General features: G+C 45.6%; 16 protein-coding genes. 9 read left to right on the forward strand and 7 right to left on the reverse strand.

Annotated features, from left to right (window positions below; translation table 11 throughout):
• The first annotated feature begins 42 nt into the window (after positions 1-42).
• The 4 genes from thiP (at position 43) to D9A03_RS00825 (ending at position 4,097) form a co-directional block, all read left to right on the forward strand.
• The gene (thiP, locus tag D9A03_RS00810) at positions 43-1,725 is read left to right on the forward strand and encodes a thiamine/thiamine pyrophosphate ABC transporter permease (protein ID WP_120495344.1); all 1,683 of its coding nucleotides are present in this window, start codon (positions 43-45) and stop codon (positions 1,723-1,725) included.
• Positions 1,718-2,425, forward strand: coding sequence for a thiamine ABC transporter ATP-binding protein (thiQ, locus tag D9A03_RS00815; protein WP_254054946.1), 708 nt, complete (start codon positions 1,718-1,720; stop codon positions 2,423-2,425). Before thiP ends, thiQ begins: the two co-directional genes overlap by 8 nt.
• Before the next feature lie 155 nt (positions 2,426-2,580).
• Entirely contained in the window at positions 2,581-3,369 is a 789-nt protein-coding gene (locus D9A03_RS00820) for a transporter substrate-binding domain-containing protein (protein ID WP_120495345.1), read from the forward strand.
• 80 nt (positions 3,370-3,449) lie between these two features.
• Positions 3,450-4,097: a glutathione S-transferase family protein gene (locus tag D9A03_RS00825; protein ID WP_162937905.1), complete on the forward strand. Its 648-nt coding sequence runs from the start codon at positions 3,450-3,452 to the stop codon at positions 4,095-4,097.
• 374 nt (positions 4,098-4,471) lie between these two features.
• Here the strand turns inward: D9A03_RS00825 and D9A03_RS00830 are convergent, their stop codons facing one another.
• Positions 4,472-5,458, reverse strand: coding sequence for a D-glycerate dehydrogenase (locus D9A03_RS00830; protein WP_120495347.1), 987 nt, complete (start codon positions 5,456-5,458; stop codon positions 4,472-4,474).
• Positions 5,459-5,713: 255 nt separating this feature from the next.
• Between D9A03_RS00830 and D9A03_RS00835 the strand changes: the two genes are divergently transcribed.
• The gene (locus tag D9A03_RS00835) at positions 5,714-6,289 is read left to right on the forward strand and encodes an SH3 domain-containing protein (protein ID WP_120495635.1); all 576 of its coding nucleotides are present in this window, start codon (positions 5,714-5,716) and stop codon (positions 6,287-6,289) included.
• 135 nt (positions 6,290-6,424) lie between these two features.
• Here the strand turns inward: D9A03_RS00835 and irrA are convergent, their stop codons facing one another.
• Entirely contained in the window at positions 6,425-6,862 is a 438-nt protein-coding gene (irrA, locus tag D9A03_RS00840) for an iron response transcriptional regulator IrrA (RefSeq protein ID WP_120495348.1), read from the reverse strand.
• 394 nt (positions 6,863-7,256) lie between these two features.
• Between irrA and fabA the strand changes: the two genes are divergently transcribed.
• The 3 genes from fabA (at position 7,257) to D9A03_RS00855 (ending at position 9,916) form a co-directional block, all read left to right on the forward strand.
• Positions 7,257-7,769 (forward strand): bifunctional 3-hydroxydecanoyl-ACP dehydratase/trans-2-decenoyl-ACP isomerase, encoded by a 513-nt coding sequence (gene fabA, locus D9A03_RS00845; RefSeq protein ID WP_162937906.1) that lies wholly within the window; start codon positions 7,257-7,259, stop codon positions 7,767-7,769.
• A gap of 68 nt (positions 7,770-7,837) precedes the next feature.
• Entirely contained in the window at positions 7,838-9,061 is a 1,224-nt protein-coding gene (gene fabB, locus D9A03_RS00850; RefSeq protein WP_120495350.1) for a beta-ketoacyl-ACP synthase I, read from the forward strand.
• Positions 9,062-9,139: 78 nt separating this feature from the next.
• A complete protein-coding gene (locus D9A03_RS00855) occupies positions 9,140-9,916 on the forward strand; it encodes an enoyl-ACP reductase (RefSeq protein ID WP_174233623.1) in 777 nt (258 codons plus the stop codon).
• 236 nt (positions 9,917-10,152) lie between these two features.
• On the opposite strand, the gene clpB is transcribed toward D9A03_RS00855, so the two are convergent.
• Positions 10,153-12,744, reverse strand: coding sequence for an ATP-dependent chaperone ClpB (gene clpB, locus D9A03_RS00860; RefSeq protein WP_120495352.1), 2,592 nt, complete (start codon positions 12,742-12,744; stop codon positions 10,153-10,155).
• Between the two features lie 634 nt (positions 12,745-13,378).
• Here clpB and D9A03_RS00865 point away from each other — a divergent pair.
• Positions 13,379-14,134: an MOSC domain-containing protein gene (locus D9A03_RS00865; RefSeq protein WP_120495353.1), complete on the forward strand. Its 756-nt coding sequence runs from the start codon at positions 13,379-13,381 to the stop codon at positions 14,132-14,134.
• Positions 14,135-14,193: 59 nt separating this feature from the next.
• Here the strand turns inward: D9A03_RS00865 and D9A03_RS00870 are convergent, their stop codons facing one another.
• From D9A03_RS00870 to hemA, 4 genes are all read right to left on the reverse strand, one after another.
• Complete coding sequence (locus D9A03_RS00870; RefSeq protein WP_120495354.1) at positions 14,194-14,916, reverse strand: DUF4167 domain-containing protein; 723 nt, start codon at positions 14,914-14,916, stop codon at positions 14,194-14,196.
• 184 nt (positions 14,917-15,100) lie between these two features.
• Positions 15,101-15,973 carry a peptide chain release factor N(5)-glutamine methyltransferase gene (prmC, locus tag D9A03_RS00875; protein ID WP_120495355.1) on the reverse strand — a complete coding sequence of 291 codons (873 nt, stop codon included), beginning with the start codon at positions 15,971-15,973 and terminating at the stop codon, positions 15,101-15,103.
• A gap of 35 nt (positions 15,974-16,008) precedes the next feature.
• Complete coding sequence (gene prfA, locus D9A03_RS00880) at positions 16,009-17,085, reverse strand: peptide chain release factor 1 (RefSeq protein ID WP_120495356.1); 1,077 nt, start codon at positions 17,083-17,085, stop codon at positions 16,009-16,011.
• Between the two features lie 2 nt (positions 17,086-17,087).
• Positions 17,088-18,422: a glutamyl-tRNA reductase gene (gene hemA, locus D9A03_RS00885; RefSeq protein WP_120495357.1), complete on the reverse strand. Its 1,335-nt coding sequence runs from the start codon at positions 18,420-18,422 to the stop codon at positions 17,088-17,090.
• Positions 18,423-18,471: the final 49 nt, after the last annotated feature.

Here is an 18,471-nt window from a genome sequence, read left to right on the forward strand (position 1 = left end):
GTAATCGGTAATGTTAAATCCCCGATATCAAGGCGCCATATAATGCAAAGGCCATTACAATCTGTGCAAAAATGGCTGATGTATTTGTGGCCTGGCTTTTTGAGCCTGGGCTTTATCGCCTTGATATTGGGGTTTGCCTTTAGCGGTCTTGTCTCTGAGATCAAGAACATAGATCTCACCCGTATATTTCAAAACAACTATCTGTTTCGGGTTATCGGCTTCACATTCTTTCAAGCTGGCCTAAGCACACTTCTGGCAACCCTCGTCGCTATCCCTGTTGCTCGTGCCCTTGCCAGACGACCAGCGTTACCCGGACGAAAAATTTTCCTGCAACTCGCCTCACTCTCGCTTATTATCCCCACAATTGTTGGTGTATTTGGCATTGTCGCCATCCATGGCCGTAATGGATGGTTAAATCAGTTTCTTTCCCTGTTTGACCTTAGTGCGGGAAACTATCTCTACGGCCTTACAGGAATTCTGATCGCCCACGTCTTCTTTAATGCACCGCTTCTCTCGCGAATTTTTTTACAAAGCCTCGAAGCTTTACCACCGGAATATTGGCGAACAACTGCACAACTTGGCATGACAGGAAAAGATATTTTTCGGCTCATTGAATGGCCTCTTTTACGACGTACCATTCCAGCATCTTGTGGGCTTGTCTTTCTGCTTTGCTTTACTTCTTTTGCTGTTGTCCTCGCTCTTGGAGGCGGCCCTTCAACCAACACACTGGAAGTCGCGATCTATCAGGCAATTCGCTTTGATTTTGATATTCCCAAAGCTGTCATTCTGTCTCTTGCCCAGTTGAGTCTTTGTTTTATCCTGCTCATCATTGGCAGCAAGTTTGCCCGTCACGTTATGCTTCAAAAAACAGAAGAACGATCAGTCCAGCGGTTTGATGCACGGCATACCCGTGCCCAAATAACGGATAGTTTAGCACTTCTGGTGATGGTGCTTTTAGTTGTCCCGCCTTTGCTTGCAACGATCTGGAAAGCCCTCTCTCCTCGCTTGATAGCAGTGATAACAGATGAGAAATTATGGACCGCTTCGTTCAACAGTCTGCTCATCTCATTAACAGCAGGCTGCATCGCACTCATACTAGCCATAGGTATTTCGTTAATGCTTCGAAGCCTACAATCGCCTTACAGATTGGGTAGGCACCACTTTGCTTCATCTTTTGCGACAATGACGGATTTATCAGGAAGCATCATTCTTCTCCTCCCGCCTTTTGTACTGGCTACAGGATTATTTATAACCTTCAGAACCGCTGCCAGCTTGACAATATTGGCACCTTTTCTGGTGATCATTGTTAACGCCCTGATGACATTACCTTTTATTCTGAGAATTCTTGTTCCCGCTTTCGAAACCTCTGCGCAGAAAAGCGATCATCTTTGTGATAACCTGGGCATCAAAGGACTTAATCGCATATGTATTGTTGATTGGCCACAAAACAGGAAAGCTCTGGGGTTGGCTTTGGGATTATCCGTCGCGCTATCAACAGGAGATTTAAGTGTCATCGCCCTCTTCGGAACACAGGATTTTACGACTTTGCCACTTTTAATGTTTCAAAAAATGGGCAGTTATCGCTTGGATGACGCAGCAATCACAGCACTATTTCTCTGCCTTCAGAGCTTGATCCTTTTTATTCTAATAGAGCGTACGATAGCCGGAAAACGTTTCTCTTTCTCGACCATAGAAGCCAACAAGAAAGTTTCAACCCGTGCCTGACGATCAAAAAGCACCAGACCAGAAAGCACAATTCTCCAAAGCACTGGCCCCTAAAACAAATGATCAAGCATCATTCCAAGGCCTGAGTATTGAGAAACTGTCCTATCAGCATCACGGCAGTGAAGAGGTTCTGGATTTTGATTTGAGGCTAGAACCGAATGAACTCGTTGCTATCCTCGGGCCGTCAGGTGTTGGGAAATCAACACTTTTGAGCTTAATTGCCGGGTTTGAAAATCCTGCTTCGGGTACCATCAAATTTAAAGGTAAAGACCTTAACAACCAGTCACCCTCAGAACGTCCCATCACAAGTCTCTTTCAGGAGCATAATCTTTTCGCCCACTTGACGGCAGAAGAAAACATTGGTCTGGGTATTCACCCCGGCTTACGCCTGACAAAACAAGACAAGGATCAAATAACACAAGCGCTTAATGATGTTGGCCTCAAAGGACTGGAAAAACGTCTTCCCGCCGAGCTATCAGGTGGTCAACGACAACGCGTTGCACTTGCCAGATGTTTGGTTCGGCGACGCCCTATCTTGTTACTAGATGAGCCTTTTAGCGCTCTTGATCAGGATTTGCGTAAAGAAATGTTGAAACTTGTGAAAGATCTACACAAGAATCATAGCCTGTTAACATTAATGGTAACACATCTGAAAGAAGATGCCGATGCCATCGCAGATCGGATTGTCCACCTTACCTGACGCAAATAGACAACTGCCTCAAACAAACGCTCTGTTCACAAAACTTTGAAGCGCGCCGGTCTCCCTCTTTAGCCTTTGAACTGGTGCAAAATATTCAACTGTTCTACACTTACACCCGAGCCCATCTTTGAAATAGCCGTAAAACCGGAATTCTCATGCTTAAAATTCAGACACTACTCGCCACAGTTACACTTTTAACTGTTGGATTTTTCACATCTGCGCACGCCGCGGATGAATCACGCCTGAACGAGATTCTCAGCTCTGGAGAATTAAGGGTTGGTACCACTGGGGACTGGAATCCCATGACCGTCAAAAACACGGCAACAGGTAACTATGAAGGCTTTGACATAGACGTAGTAACCGAACTCGCCAAAGACATGGGTGTAAAACTGACCTTTGTTCCAACAGACTGGAAAACACTGATCAACGGTGTTGTTGCCAATAAATACGATATGACAACATCCGCCTCCCTAAATCCAAAACGCATGGCCGTAGCTGGTTACACCAAAAGTTATTACAACGTCGGAACCGTACCGCTAACACTGAAAAAGCATCTTGATAAATTCAATTCCTGGGATGATATCAACAAGACTGATGTATCCGTGGCAACAACTCTTGGAACTGTGCAAGAACAACAAGCCAAAGAATACTTCCCCCTGGCTCAGTTAAAATCTGTTGAAGCCCCGGCAAGAGACTTTCAGGAAGTCCTGTCTGGCCGTGCTATGGTGCACATTACATCTAATGTAGAAGCGGCAACTCTTGTTCAAAAATACGAACAAATGGCAATTATCCCTGTTAAAGAAGCGCGCTCACCAACGCCTCTCGCCATGTTAATCGCACAAGACGATCAAGTGTGGATTAACTATCTCAATCATTGGATCGAGTTGAAAAAAACTCAGGGCTTTTTTGTAAAACTCGCAATCAAATGGAAACTGGCTGATTAAGCTTACCACGAGATGTTAAAAGAATAGCGGACTGTATGCGGCCCGCTATTCTTTTATCTGTATCAAGAAATAAACCAGATATGATTTTTTACGCTGTTCCAGTCAGCAATTTCTGCGCAAAAGTTGAAATTGTACTCGCCCTGAAAAACCTTTCCGCCGATGTTCGTTTACCACCATCCGGTTATGGGTCGACTGAATATAAATCCATTGTTCCAGCAGGCACTGTTCCAGCTTTGGTAGATGGCAATCTCGTTTTGAGTGAATCAGACAGTATCATTGAATATCTGGAAGAAAAATATCCCCATCCAAAGTTGCTACCCCAAACAATCGAAGACCGTGCCAAAGTGCGCATGCTGGCCCGATTACACGATCTAAAGGTCGAGCCGCTGATCAGATCTCTTTTTAAACATATGGCACCAACACAAAGAGACATAGAATTCATTGAGGCAACAAAAACATCCCTTTCTCAGCAGTTACATCTTTTGATCCAACTCGGTAACTTCAATCCCTTTATAGCCGGAGAGGACATAACTTTGGCTGATTGTGGATATGCGCCCAGTTTGCTACTGGCGCAAAAAATGTTCCATGAAAGCAATGTCAATTTCTCTTTACCAGACCGTTTTTGTATTTGGCAGGAAAAGTTGAACCAACATGACAAAACTGGTCCTGTTTTAAAGCAATACGGTCACGCTGTAGATAACTGGATCACACAAAAAAGAACACAATAAGTCGTTGTTATAGCAATAAAGCTATTTATAAAACTCGATCCAGCAAAATAAAAGGCAGAGCTGATTTTTCAACTCTGCCTTCTGTTCCAGGTGCGTCTGATTTGGAGATCGAACGATTTAACCTAGGCTTTGACTCTACTATGAACTCGGAGTCCCCTGCAAATAAGCAAGATTACTAATGCTTTTCCAAAGGAATTTTTCGGGCAAACTCCGGATCTAAAAATTAGTTAACTGAATCTTAAATCAGGAAAACGAATCGAGCAACCTCATTACACTCAATTCAGTCATGCAAAAAGCACAAGCCTTTAAAATTTAGCGTTTTTTATGCAACGATCCGATACAAGAAAGGAGCTAAAAAGCTCCTCCTTTTTAACTTAGAACATAGCTTCAACAACACGATCCGGTGGTGTGTGCCCATCAACAAAAGTTTTAATGTTGATAATGACCTTTTCCCCCATATCATGGCGGCCTTCAATCGTTGCCGACCCCATATGCGGCAATAGAACAACGTTCTCACTAGCCTGTAATTTTGGATTAACCGCGGGCTCTTGCTCAAATACATCCAATCCAGCCCCAGCGATCTCACCGGATTTGATTAAACGCGCCAAGGCATTTTCGTCGATCACTTCGCCACGACTGGTGTTCACAATAATTGCCCGGTCATTTAAAAGCTTAAGACGTCGACTGGACAACAGGTGGAATGTCGCTGGTGTATGAGGGCAATTCACGGAAATAACATCCATGCGCGAAAGCATCTGATCCAGACTTTCCCAGTACGTTGCTTCCAGTTCGTTCTCAATATCCGGGTGTACTTTACGTCTATTGTGGTAATGGATCGAAAGGCCAAACCCCTTGGCGCGTCGGGCAACAGCCTGACCAATACGCCCCATGCCGATAATACCAAGGCGCTTGCCCCACATGCGGTGTCCAAGCATCCCGGTCGGACTCCATCCACTCCATTCACCAGACTTGATTAACTTGACGCCTTCAGTGATACGTCGGGAAACAGCCAAAATAAGCGCCATCGTCATATCGGCAGTATCTTCGGTCAAAACACCCGGCGTATTGGTAACGGTAATGCCTCGCTGGCGACAGGTCTTGAGATCAATGTGATCCACACCGGTTCCAAACGAAGCAATAAGTCGCAGATTCGATCCCGCCTGAGCAAGAACTCCTGCATCAACCCGATCTGTAACAGTCGGCACCAGAACATCAGCTTCTTTAACAGCTGCAATCAATTCCTTTTGAGAGAAAGGTTTATCGTCAAGATTCAGACGACAATCAAACAGTTCCATCATCCGGGTTTCAATCGCGTCCGGAAGTCTCCGCGTAACAATTACTAGGGGTTTTTTCTGTGTCATGTGCCTCTGGGGTCCCCGTCGCTGGTCTTTTACCACAAGCCGCTATTTTTGTTTAACGGTCCTGTTTTATGTACCCTAGTCTATGCTGTGAACAAGGTCTTTGCCAAGAGAGAGAAACGGTTGTTTCGATAAATTCTAGCCAGCACAGAATTGGGAAGGTAGTCTCTCAGACAATTCGCAACTAATTTGAATATTTTTTGAAAATTCGGCATGGAAAAAAGTTTGCTGCGTCTGCCTTTTTCGGGGGACAAAAAAATGACGCTCTGGCTTATACAGTCTCTCTTTAAGAAAAGTATCGTTAACACATTGGGCCTTTTGGGAATAATATGCTGCTTCCTGCTCATTGCCCCGAATGTCAAAGCGCAAGGTGTCGGTACCCCCACAGGCGATCAGGTACAAAGAAAAATAGGACCAAGCGGATTGCCTCTTCCGCGTTTTGTAAGTTTTCGATCGGGTAAGGTAAATATGCGGGCTGGCCCTGGTTCCCGATACCCGATCCAGTGGATCTACCAGCGCCGTCGGTTGCCCGTTGAAATAATTGATGAATTTGATACCTGGCGACAAATACGTGATTGGCAAGGAACAACGGGCTGGGTACACCAATCCATGCTCAAAGGTCAACGGAGCATGATGATCACTGGCACTGTGAGGACAGTCTATGATGACCCCGAAATCAATAGCCGTCCCGTTGTCCAAGCCGAAGCAGGTGTGATTGGTGAACTGGAATCCTGTAATATTGACGACTGGTGTCAGGTAGAAATCAACGATATCTCAGGCTGGATTCAGCGAACATCTCTGTACGGTTCTTATCAAGGGGAAGTCTTCGACTAACCCTAATCAATGATATGTATATGTTGCAACTGAGTTCAGCACAAACATTGCAGCACCATCAAGCCTTAGTGCCTGTGAATTAAGATATGAATTTAAAATCTGAAAGCTTGATGCGAAAACATGAGTAACTATCCGTTAAACAGACTTGCTCTTCTCATCAAGATCAACCACATGAACAACAACCTCGACCCTTGAAATAGCCTTACCCTCTGGCAGCTTGGGTAGATTTTTGAACTGAACAGTCTCTTTATCAATATCGATCAATTCACCAGTTTCTTCATAGAAGATATGATGATGATCGCTGATATTGGTATCAAAGTAGGACCTACCTGCTTCCACCAAAACTTCGCGGAGAAGTCCGGCATCATGAAATTGATGAAGCGTATTATAAACAGTCGCCAGAGAAACGGACACCTTGGCATCCATCGCTTCTACATGAAGCTGTTCAGCAGAAATATGACGATCGCCCCGAGAGTACAGTAGCTTGGCCAAAGCCAACCGTTGCCGCGTCGGACGCAGGCCTGCACTTTTGAGCGTATCAATCAATTCTGTATAAGGTCGTATCTTTTCCATGTTTATCAATATAAGGCAGTTTCCGCGCTATTAAAGCAAAAAATCCATATAATGCCCTGTTTTCGAAACTTAAGGCTATCTCGAAACAGAATTATTTTCTTAATATTTGCTCCTTACTTTTGATTTCGGGATCAATGAAAATAAAAAAATTTTAGTGATTTCGGCCAAATATCTCAAATTGTTTCAATTTTTGATTGATCTTTTCCCTTAGAAACCGCACATGTCAGGGCAATTGATTACTTCTCGTGACAAGGAATATAAAATTCCTTAATAAACGAGCTGTTACAACTTGAAGAACATTGCCAGGACATGGTGTGCCTGTGCTATAGTCACGCCGGATTCGGCCGATTAGAGCTGATGTTCGGATAATAACATAAATACGGTGGATAAACCTTTGAGCGAACGCCAGAACAGCTATTCCTACAAAGAGATTCTATCTTGTGGGCGCGGTGAACTTTTTGGTCATGGAAATGCCCAGTTACCTTTGCCTCCAATGCTGATGTTTGATCGCATCACCAGCATTACTGAAGACGGTGGTGAACACGGTAAAGGCCAGATTATTGCCGAGTTCGATATCAACCCCGACCTTTGGTTCTACAAATGTCACTTCGAAGGTGATCCTGTGATGCCTGGTTGCCTGGGCCTTGATGCTCTTTGGCAAATGACAGGTTTTTTCCTAGGTTGGAGCGGTCTTCTCGGTCGCGGACGTGCCCTAGGTGTTGGTGAAGTTAAGCTTAAAAGCATGATTACACCTGACATCAAGAAGGTTACCTATAAAGTAGATATGAAGCGCGTTATTAATCGCAAATTAATCATGGGGGTTTCTGATGGAATCATCATGGCTGATGATGCCATTGCTTTTGAAATTAAAGACATGAAGGTTGGCTTGTTCCAATCTGATTCTTAATCTGAACCACTTGGTATACTGCAGCAGTTTTGAACGGACTGTTGCACAACTAAAAAAGGACACTGCAGATGCGTCGCGTAGTCGTCACCGGACTTGGAATTGTTTCCAGCATCGGGAATAACAAGGAAGAAGTGATCGATTCCCTAAAGGAAGGTCGCTCTGGTATCGAGTATTGTGAAACCTATGCCGAACTAGGGTTTCGCTGCCACATTCATGGCTCCATCAATATTGACCTGGATTCACTTGTAGATCGTAAACTTCGCCGTTTTATGGGTGATGGATCTGCTTATAACTATGTCGCCATGAAAGAAGCCATCGAAGACGCAGGTCTTGGCGATGATCTCGTGTCCAATATTAGAACTGGTTTGGTCATGGGTTCAGGTGGTTCCTCAACCTCCAACCAAGTCGCCGCTGCTGACATTACCCGGGAAAAGAACCCAAAGCGCGTTGGTCCTTATATGGTTCCGCGCTGCATGGGTTCAACCAACTCAGCAAACATGGGTACTGCCTTTAAGATTAAGGGCCACAGCTACTCCATTACGTCTGCTTGCTCGACTTCAGCACATTGTGTTGGTAATGGTGCCGAGTTGATCCAGATGGGCAAACAGGACATTGTCTTTGCAGGTGGTGGTGAAGAACTTCACTGGACACTGACAGTTCTCTTTGACGCTATGGGTGCTCTTTCCAGTAAGTACAACGATGATCCTACCAAGGCTTCACGTGCATACGATACCGACCGTGATGGTTTTGTGATCTCCGGCGGTGCGGGTGTTGTTGTTCTGGAAGAATACGAACACGCTAAAGCACGTGGCGCAAAGATCTATGGTGAACTCGTAGGTTACGGTGCAACGTGCGATGGTGCAGATATGGTTGCACCATCTGGCGAAGGCGCTATCCGCTGCATGCAACTCGCGCTTGCCGAAGCGGGGAATACAAAGGTCAACTATATTAACGCTCATGGTACCTCCACACCCGTTGGTGACGGTACAGAGCTTAATGCTATCAAGGAAGCCTTTGAGGGACAGGACATTCCTTGGATTTCGTCAACCAAGTCCCTAACCGGTCACTCACAAGGTGCAACCGGGGTACAGGAAATCATTTATTCGCTGCTTATGATGGACAACAACTTCTTGTGTGCATCGGCAAACATCGAAAACCTCGATCCAGAAGCTCAGGATATGCCAATTCTCCTTGAAAGAAGAGATTATGAGCAGATCGATTGTGTGATGTCCAACAGCTTTGGCTTTGGCGGAACTAACGCCTCAGTAGTTTTCAAACGCCTCGTCGATTAAGACAACCCGGCACAGAAACAAAGCTTCGAATAGCAGTATTAAACGAAAGGTAGAAACGTGACGATGACAACGGCATTGATGGACGGGAAGCGCGGCTTAATCATGGGCGTCGCGAATAACCATTCCATCGCCTGGGGGATTGCTCAAGCGTTACATAACCAAGGGGCAGAACTCGCTTTCACCTATCAGGGTGACGCCTTTAAAAAGCGCGTTGAACCCCTGGCTGAATCATTGGGGTCAGATCTGGTTCTTCCTTGTGATGTTGAAGATGGCGATGCATTGGAAAATGTTTTTGCAACCCTCAAGGAACAATGGGGAAGTTTAGACTTTGTCGTCCATGCGATCGCTTACTCTGACAAAGAAGAGCTAAAGGGACGCTATGTAGATACAACGCGGGAAAACTTCCGCAATACCATGTCTATATCCTGCTACTCCTTTACCGCCGTGGCACAAAAGGCTGCACCGTTCCTGAGCGAGAACAGTAGTTTGATTACGCTCACCTATCTGGGATCAGAGCGTGTAACGCCAAACTACAATGTTATGGGCGTTGCCAAAGCTGCCTTGGAAGCCTCTGTACGCTACCTAGCAACAGATCTCGGACCAACGGGAACACGTGTCAATGCAATCTCGGCAGGACCGATGCGCACCCTTGCAGGTTCTGCCATTGCAGATGCCAAATACACCTACGGCTTTACGCGTGATAACTCACCGCTAAAACGAAACGTACTGTTGGAAGAGGTTGGCAACGCAGGCCTTTATCTTGCCTCGGACCTTTCGGCTGGTGTCACTGGTGAAGTTCACTTTGTTGATGCAGGCTTTAACGCCATCGCAATACCAAGTCCGAAAAAAGACTAAGGTTATTCCTTTGGCAGGATTGTGAAAAAGGCTGACAAAAGTGTCGCGTTTACGGGATCTTTGTGATTCGCTAAAGAAACAGACATCAACACAAAAGAGCAAAAACAATCATTTGAAAGAAAAATTCCGCTACAAATACGCCGTTTGTCAGTAATTTGAGGCCACTTGCTTTGTCAAGTGGCCCTTTTTTATATACCTCAATCAAATACTTGGTATCAGTAAAATGCCATGATCCACTAGGAAGCGGTGAGCTTTCTTCCGTTAATTGTCAGAACATCGCCTTCAGCAGACACATTCAACTGTTCCCCATCATGGATCGCGCCCTCAAGCAGCAATGAAGCCAGCGGATTTTGTAATTCCCGTTGGATCACACGTTTAAGCGGGCGCGCACCATAGACAGGATCATAGCCTTTATCTGCGAGCCATTCCGTAGCTTCATTATCAAGCTTTGCCCTGATATCCCGATCAGCCAGAAGTTTTTGCAATCGACCAAACTGGATATCAACAATTGAACTCATATGTCGCCGCTCTAAACGATGGAACAGAAGTACCTCGTCCAAGCGGTTCAAGAATTCAGGCCTGAATGAAGCACGAACCACCTCCATAACCTGTTCTCGAACAACAGAACTGTCTTCACCATCCGGCTGATTCGCCAGGACTTCAGACCCAAGATTAGATGTCATGATGATCAAGGTGTTGCTAAAATCAACAGTGCGTCCCTGACCATCGGTCAAACGCCCGTCATCAAGAACCTGTAACAGCACATTGAATACATCCGGATGTGCCTTCTCAACTTCATCAAAAAGGACCACTTGATAAGGACGCCTGCGCACCGCTTCGGTTAAGGCCCCACCTTCTTCATAACCAACATATCCCGGTGGCGCACCAATCATACGTGAGACAGTGTGCTTTTCCATGTATTCTGACATATCCAGACGTACCATCGCCGTTTCGTCATCGAACAGGAATGACGCCAAGGTTTTTGTTAGCTCTGTCTTCCCAACGCCTGTCGGCCCCAAGAAGAGGAATGAGCCAATAGGGCGACTAGGATCCTGAAGGCCAGATCTCGAGCGCCGAACAGCATTAGAAATAGCAACAATAGCTTCATCCTGCCCAATCACACGCTTCCTGAGAAGATCTTCCATCTGAAGGAGTTTTTCTCTTTCACCTTCCAGCATCTTATCAACCGGAATTCCTGTCCAGCGGGAAACCACCCCGGCAATTGCATCTTCACGCACTTCTTCGTTAAGCATGTGACTATCGCCAGCTTCTTCGGCCTGAACCAAAGCCCTTTCCAACTCAGGGAGGCGACCGTATTTCAGCTCGCCCGCTTTCTCCAAGCGGCCATCTCTCTCCGCCTGTTCGAGTTCGATACGTGCCTGCTCAAGCTCTTCTTTGATCTTCTGCGCACCAGCAAGTTTGTCTTTTTCCGATTTCCACTGGCTGGTAAGGGCATTACTCTTATCTTCCAGCTCTGCAATTTCAAACTTCAGCTTGTCGAGGCGGTCTTTGGCCCCCTTGTCACTCTCTCTCTGGAGGGCAGATTGCTCAATCTTCAACTGAATCAACTTACGATCCATCTCGTCGATTTCTTCGGGCTTGGAATCCACCTCCATCCGAAGGCGGCTCGCAGCTTCGTCAACAAGATCAATTGCCTTATCCGGTAAGAAACGATCAGTTATGTAGCGATTAGAAAGAGATGCCGCCGCAACGAGGGCCGAATCTGTAATCCGGACACCATGGTGCAATTCGTATTTTTCTTTCAATCCACGCAGGATAGAAACGGTATCTTCAACATTCGGCTCTTCAACAACAACAGACTGGAAACGCCGTGCCAGAGCCGCATCCTTTTCGATATACTTACGATATTCATCAAGAGTCGTAGCACCAACACAATGTAGATCTCCCCGTGCCAAGGCGGGCTTCAACATATTGGATGCATCCATTGCGCCATCTGTTTTCCCTGCTCCAACCAAAGTATGAAGCTCATCAATAAAAACGATGATTTCTCCGCTGGCTTCGGTAACCTCCTGTAAAACCGCTTTCAAGCGCTCTTCAAACTCGCCGCGGTATTTTGCCCCGGCAACCATTGAGCCGAGATCAAGCGACATCAATTGCTTGTTTCTGAGGCTTTCAGGGACATCTCCGTTCACAATCCGAAGTGCAAGCCCTTCAATGATTGCAGTTTTCCCAACACCTGGCTCACCAATCAGAACTGGATTATTCTTGGTCCGTCTTGAAAGTACCTGAATGGTACGGCGAATCTCTTCCTCTCGGCCAATGACAGGATCAAGCTTTCCTTCCCGCGCCATGCTGGTGAGGTCCTGAGCATATTTTTTCAACGCCTCGTAGCTATCTTCTGCTGATGCAGATTGAGCCGTTCGACCTTTACGCAAGTTATTTACAGCTGCATTGAGATTTTGTGCGGTCAGACCTGCGCTTTTAAGGATTTTACCAGATTCAGCTTCTTTCGATAGTGCGAGTGCAATCAAAAGGCGTTCGACAGTGACATAGTTATCACCCGCTTTTTTTGCAATCTGCTCGGCCTGCTCAAACACGCGGGCTGTCTCAGGAGCAAGATATACCTGCCCCACATCCTGGCCACTTACTTTTGGTAACTTTGCCAACGCACGGTCAACGTCTTCCCGTGCTTTTGACTGATTCCCGCCTGCTGCAGTAATTAAATTTGCGGCAAGTCCTTCGGAATCATCCAACATCACCTTCAGTATATGTTCAGGCGTCAGCCGTTGATGATCACTACGATGCGCAAGTCCTTGCGCGGCCTGAATAAACCCCTGGGTTCTTTCAGTGTAACTATTCAAATTCATATTCTTAAAGCCCTCTCCGTCATGCCTGCATCTGCAGCACACAATCGTTGATGCCAATACTACCCATCACCCACAATAGTAGCATGATAGAACTCTGACGTTGATCAATATCACCCGTCACTCAATATATGTGCATCAGATTAATCAGATACAAGCCTGTATTTCCCGGATTTTTAGAAGATAGCTGTCTGAAACAGAAAGGTTTTCACCTCCAACATCTAACGGATAGCTCCGTTTAATTGTAGTGAATAAATTTGGTGTAATTCAGGTAAAAAAAACCCTGCCCGAAGGCAGGGTTGGGAAATCCCATAGTTACGTCAGGAGAGATGAGTACATACCCAGAAGGAGCACAAACCACAAAGTGTTGGCGATATTCGCCGAAGAGCCTGTGTTGTCTTCCTCGGTAGGAACTACAAGAAGGAAGCTAACCTAAGAAAAAATTTTATGCAACTGAAAATCATTCTCATTTTAAAATTTTTTTATTTATTTTCAGATAGTAAATTCCAGCCCCTACAGTCTGCTGTAATTAAAACGAGGATTACTTGGCTTAAAAGCGGGGAGTTCACTGATAAAATTATTAAAGGCTTGAAAAATAATTCGCAGCCAACACAATAGAAAAAAATCGGGGAAAAAGATGTCTGCGTTCGTAAAATTAATTTATCGCTATCCTGTTAAAGGCCTCAGTGCAGAAAAACTGGATCAAGTTAACGTCAGGAAGGATACTCTTTTTTCCTATGACAGGCGATTCGCCATCGCCCATGGCACCACAGAATTCCCTGATGGCCCAAGATGGCTTTCAAAAAAGCATTTTGTGATGTTGGCGAAAAATCCAAAACTTGCCCAATTGACATCAGAGTTTGATGAAAATGCAGAAACTCTCACGCTATTGCGTAAGGGCAAAAGGGTCTCCAGAGGAAAACTAACAGACCAAACTGGTCGTATGCTTTTGGAACAGTTTCTGGCAAGTTTTCTGGAAGCTGATGTTCGGGGCGCCCCCAAGATAGTGGAAAACAACTCCACAGCATTTACAGATATTCCAGATTTACAAATTTCTCTTATTAACATCGAAAGCGTAAAAGACCTTGAACGTGTAGTAAGAAGTTCAGTCGATCCCATGCGTTTCAGAGGAAATCTCTACATCGAAGGGCTGAAAGCCTGGGAGGAAAATGACTGGATCGGAAAAGAGATCAAAATCGGTGACATCACTCTGGAAGTTCAATCCCCCATCGGACGTTGCTCGGCTACGAATGTAAATCTGGATACTGCGGATGTAGATCTGAATATTCCCAAAAGTCTGCAAGCGGGTTTCGGCCACAGAAACATGGGGGTTTACGCCAGTGTGAAAACAAATGGGACAATTAAAGAAAATGCACCAGTTAGGACTGATTAAATACAATCACATCAACTGGTGCATATAACACTTAAACGAATTACAAAACAGCAAAAACGCTAAGCTGTTTCCGTTGTATCCTTTACAATCGGATTCTTGCGTGGACGCCCCCTTGGACGAGGTGTCTTTACTTCACCTGTGGCCGTGTCAGAAGTTTTTCGCGTACGCATTTTCCGCTTTGGCTTTTCTGCTGGCGCTTCTTCTGTCCCCAGTGGCAACTCAACAACTGCAGGCGCATCATCTGTTTTAATTTCTAGCGTGGCCTTTTCTGAAGGCTTTGCCTCATCAGAAGCCTCATACTTGGGACGACGTGTCCGTACCCGGCCTCTTGGTGCCGGCTTCCGACTTTCATCATCCACAGCAGGGCTTTCGTCATTTAGCACGATTGCCGGAGAAGCATCAGCCTCGGTATCAGCAGCAACATTTCCATCGGCAGGTTTCGCATCGCTGTCAGACGTGTTCCGAGGACTTCTGTTGCGGTAATTGTTATCAGATTGATTATTCCGACCAGAATTTGGATCGGTTGAATCATTAATGACACGGAAATAATGCTCTGCAAACTGATAAAAAGATTCGGCGGCAACACGATCTCCTCCAACAGCAGCATCACGTGCCATCTGTAGATATTTTTCCTTTAATTGTGAGGCATTCCCGCGGATACGCCCCCCAGGTCCGTTACTATCGAAGACACCATTACGTGATTGCTGTGGCTTCCGATTATTATTATTTGACCGGCCACGCGGGCGACGGTTTGAATTGTTTGAATTTTGCTGTCTCATCATTCGCAAGCTAAATTAAATGCTAAATAGTGGGTATCGACAAACGTCACGAGCTTCAAACTCTGACGACATATTTATTAAATTGTCGGCAAATACCCCCGGGGCACCCCACGCCCCTCCTTATTATTACACCGTAAAGCTATATCCCGAGCTTTCCAAGCCCTAAATGTTAATTTTATATTATTTATTAAACGCTTTTACGTCCAATGCAGGCTCTGGGGATACCACCAAGGTCTTTTTTCGGCGAAGAAACAACAAGTCCTGCATCGGACATTAGCGTGTTTATCCCCTCTGCTTGCCCTTGTCCGGCCTCAATGACAAGCAGACCATTTTTGTTTAGAATTGCCGCGGCCGAAGGGATAAGTCTTTGATAATCTTTCATTCCGTTGTCTTCGGCAAAAAGGGCCAAGTCTGGATCGTAGTTTAAAACTTCGGGTGACAAAGTCCTTTTTTCATCCAGTCCGATATAGGGAGGGTTCGATATAATGATATCCCAGCCATGCTCCAAACCTTCACACCAATTACCAGTTTGAAAAACCGAGCGATTGGATAACTCTAGAGAAACTGCATTTTCCTGAGCGACAGCAAGAGCTTTGTCGCTGATATCAATACCAAGGCCTTGAGCGGCCTGAAACTCACTCAAAAGAGCAAGCAAAAGACACCCCGTTCCTGTGCCGAGATCAAGAATTTTAATAGCTTGCGTCGTATCCGATACGTTTTCGAGAACAGCTTCGACAAGAGTCTCACTATCAGGACGAGGATCCAACGTATCATGCGAAACCTTGAAGTTCAGACTCCAAAACTCCTTGTGCCCAATAATTTTTGACACGGGCTCACGTTTCAACCTCCTATTGAGCATCATCTGGAAATGCCCCAACTCTTCGTTACTCAGAATTTTCTCCGGATAACCAAAAAGATAAGAAGTTTCCTTGGAAATAGCCTCTGCAAGCAATAAACGAACATCTAGGCGAGGATTATCAATCCCGGCAGCCATCAACTGCTCGTTCGCTATGAGCAAGCAATCGGCAATCGTCTTGGGATTTTGCCCGTTAGCAACCATCTTATAATCGATCAATCTCTCAAAATGGATTTAGATCACTGTATTTCAGCAAGACGTTCTGCCTGATCCTCGGCGATAAGCGCATTAATCACCTCATCAAGCGCTTCACCCGCAATTACCTTATCCAATTTATAAAGCGTCAGGTTGATCCGATGGTCCGTCACCCGCCCTTGCGGGAAATTGTAGGTTCGGATTCTTTCAGAACGATCACCGCTTCCAACCTGAGACTTACGGTTTGCTGCTTGCTCTTGTTCCTGTTCCAGACGCTGATTGTCATAGATCTGGGTCAGCAACATTTTCATCGCCTGTTCTTTATTCTTATGCTGAGAACGGCCATCCTGACATTGCACAACAACACCCGTTGGAACGTGTGTAATACGTACAGCAGAATCCGTCGTATTGACATGCTGTCCACCAGCACCCTGCGCACGATAGGTATCAATACGCAAATCTGCCGGATTGATTTCAACATCAACTTCTTGTGCTTCAGGCATCACTGCAACCGTCGCAGCAGAGGTATGAATACGTCCACCAGATTCAGTTACAGGCACACGCTGAACACGATGTACACCGGATTCAAATTTCAGATTAGAAAACACGCCTGTCCCGGTAATCAAGGCTGTTGCTTCCTTAACCCCGCCAATCCCATTTTCAGAATAATCCAGTGCCTCAAAACGCCATCCAGATGTTTCCGCATAACGCTGATACATTCTGAATAGCTCAGCAGCAAAAAGACCGGCTTCATCACCACCAGTTCCAGCACGTACTTCAAGAATCGCATTACGTTCACCGTCCACATCTTTGGGCAGCAACATAATTTGCACCTGATGCTCCATTTCCGGCAATTTTTGTTTTAATTCCAGAAATTCTTCCTGTGCCAGATCCCGCATTTCAGAATCAGCATCGGGATCATTCAGCATCTCGGCAAGATCAGCCATCTCGGTTTGCAGTGCACGTAATTCCTGGACGGTCTCAACGACAGAGGTTAGTTCAGATAATTCCCGCAGTAACTTGGTATATTCATTAGACCCCGGGTCCTGATGGGTGGAAATGACCGCATTCAGTTCGTCATAACGGGCAACAACAGCATCTAGCTTTTCATCGAACTTCACGTTCAGTCCTCTTTTCCATCATCGTCTTTATCATTATCAAGCAGAACAGTTTCAATACCAAAAAAACGATAAAGCAATTGTTCCAGCTGCACATGGCCTGTGGGGTCTTCTCTGGCGATCTCTTTTAAAACCACCTGAGGATTATGCAATAGCCTGTTAATCAACAACCGGGTTGTAACATCCGCATCTTCCTTCGTTTCCTCCAAAACCTGCGACCGCAGTGTTTCAAAATGCTTACGAATCACAGCGATAGCGGGGGCTGCTTGTCTCTCTGCCTTTGCACGGATAAAAGCCTGCATTTCATCGCCAAGGACCTTCCACGCTGCCATCATCGCTGCTTCGCGGTGGACTTTACCCTGTTTTGCGACATTTTCAAGATCGCCCAGATTATAGGAATAAGCGCCATCCAGACCATTCACATCTGGGGCAACATCCCGCGCGGCAGTTGTATCAATGAAGAAAACGGGTTTACGCTTCCTTTTACGCAGCGCAATACCAACGTTTACTGTTGTTAATATAGGATCACCACCACCATAGGCTGACAAAACAATATCGCTTCTGGAAATCAGATCGTCCAGTTGATCCCAAGGGCAAACCTCTCCCCCCAGACGAAAACTTGCTGTTTGACTGCGCCCAATTTTGGGATGTGTAATGGAAAGATGCCCAATACCAGCACTCTTAAATTCCTGACAGAGAAGCTCTCCTATTTCACCACTACCGATTAAGGCAACCGCACACCGTGCCAGATCACCATGAATACCATGTGCCACCTGTAACGCTGACGATGCAAGTGAAACAGGCTGTTGCGCGATTGTGGTTTCTGTTCGAACACGCTTCGCAGAAACAAGACTGGCATCAAACACACTATCAAGAAAACTATCTGTTAATCCCAAGCTCTTTGAGAAACGATGGCACTCTTTTACTTGCCCTAAAATTTGTGGTTCACCTACAATGAGACTATCCAATGATGCAGCGACAGCAAAGAGGTGGCGTAAAGCATCAAACCCAGTGTGTTGATAACTTTGCTTTTGAAGCGTATCCAGATCAACACTCGCTTCTTGCGCAATTATATTCTGATAAAAATCAATGTCGTCGTTCTCGACTTGCCCTAAAACAAAATCAAACCTTTCGCAGGTTGCGATTAAAACAACGCTTCGCTTGCTATCATTTTTAAGCTTGCTAAGGATCGATGAATAGTCTGGTTCTTCGACAAAAAGAGTGTCGCGTGTACGTCGCCCCGCCGTGCGGGCACTAACACCAATAATTGCAAGATGATCAAACTGATCAGAGCGTTCGATCAAAGGGTGCTCAGGTATAAAAGGTGGAACTGAATTCATACGATATCACGATTGTAAGCAAGAGAGGCCATTTTAGGCCTCTTTTGTC

Source organism: Kiloniella sp. EL199, assembly GCF_900313065.1.
In the GTDB taxonomy this organism is placed as follows: Bacteria; Pseudomonadota; Alphaproteobacteria; order Kiloniellales; family Kiloniellaceae; genus Kiloniella.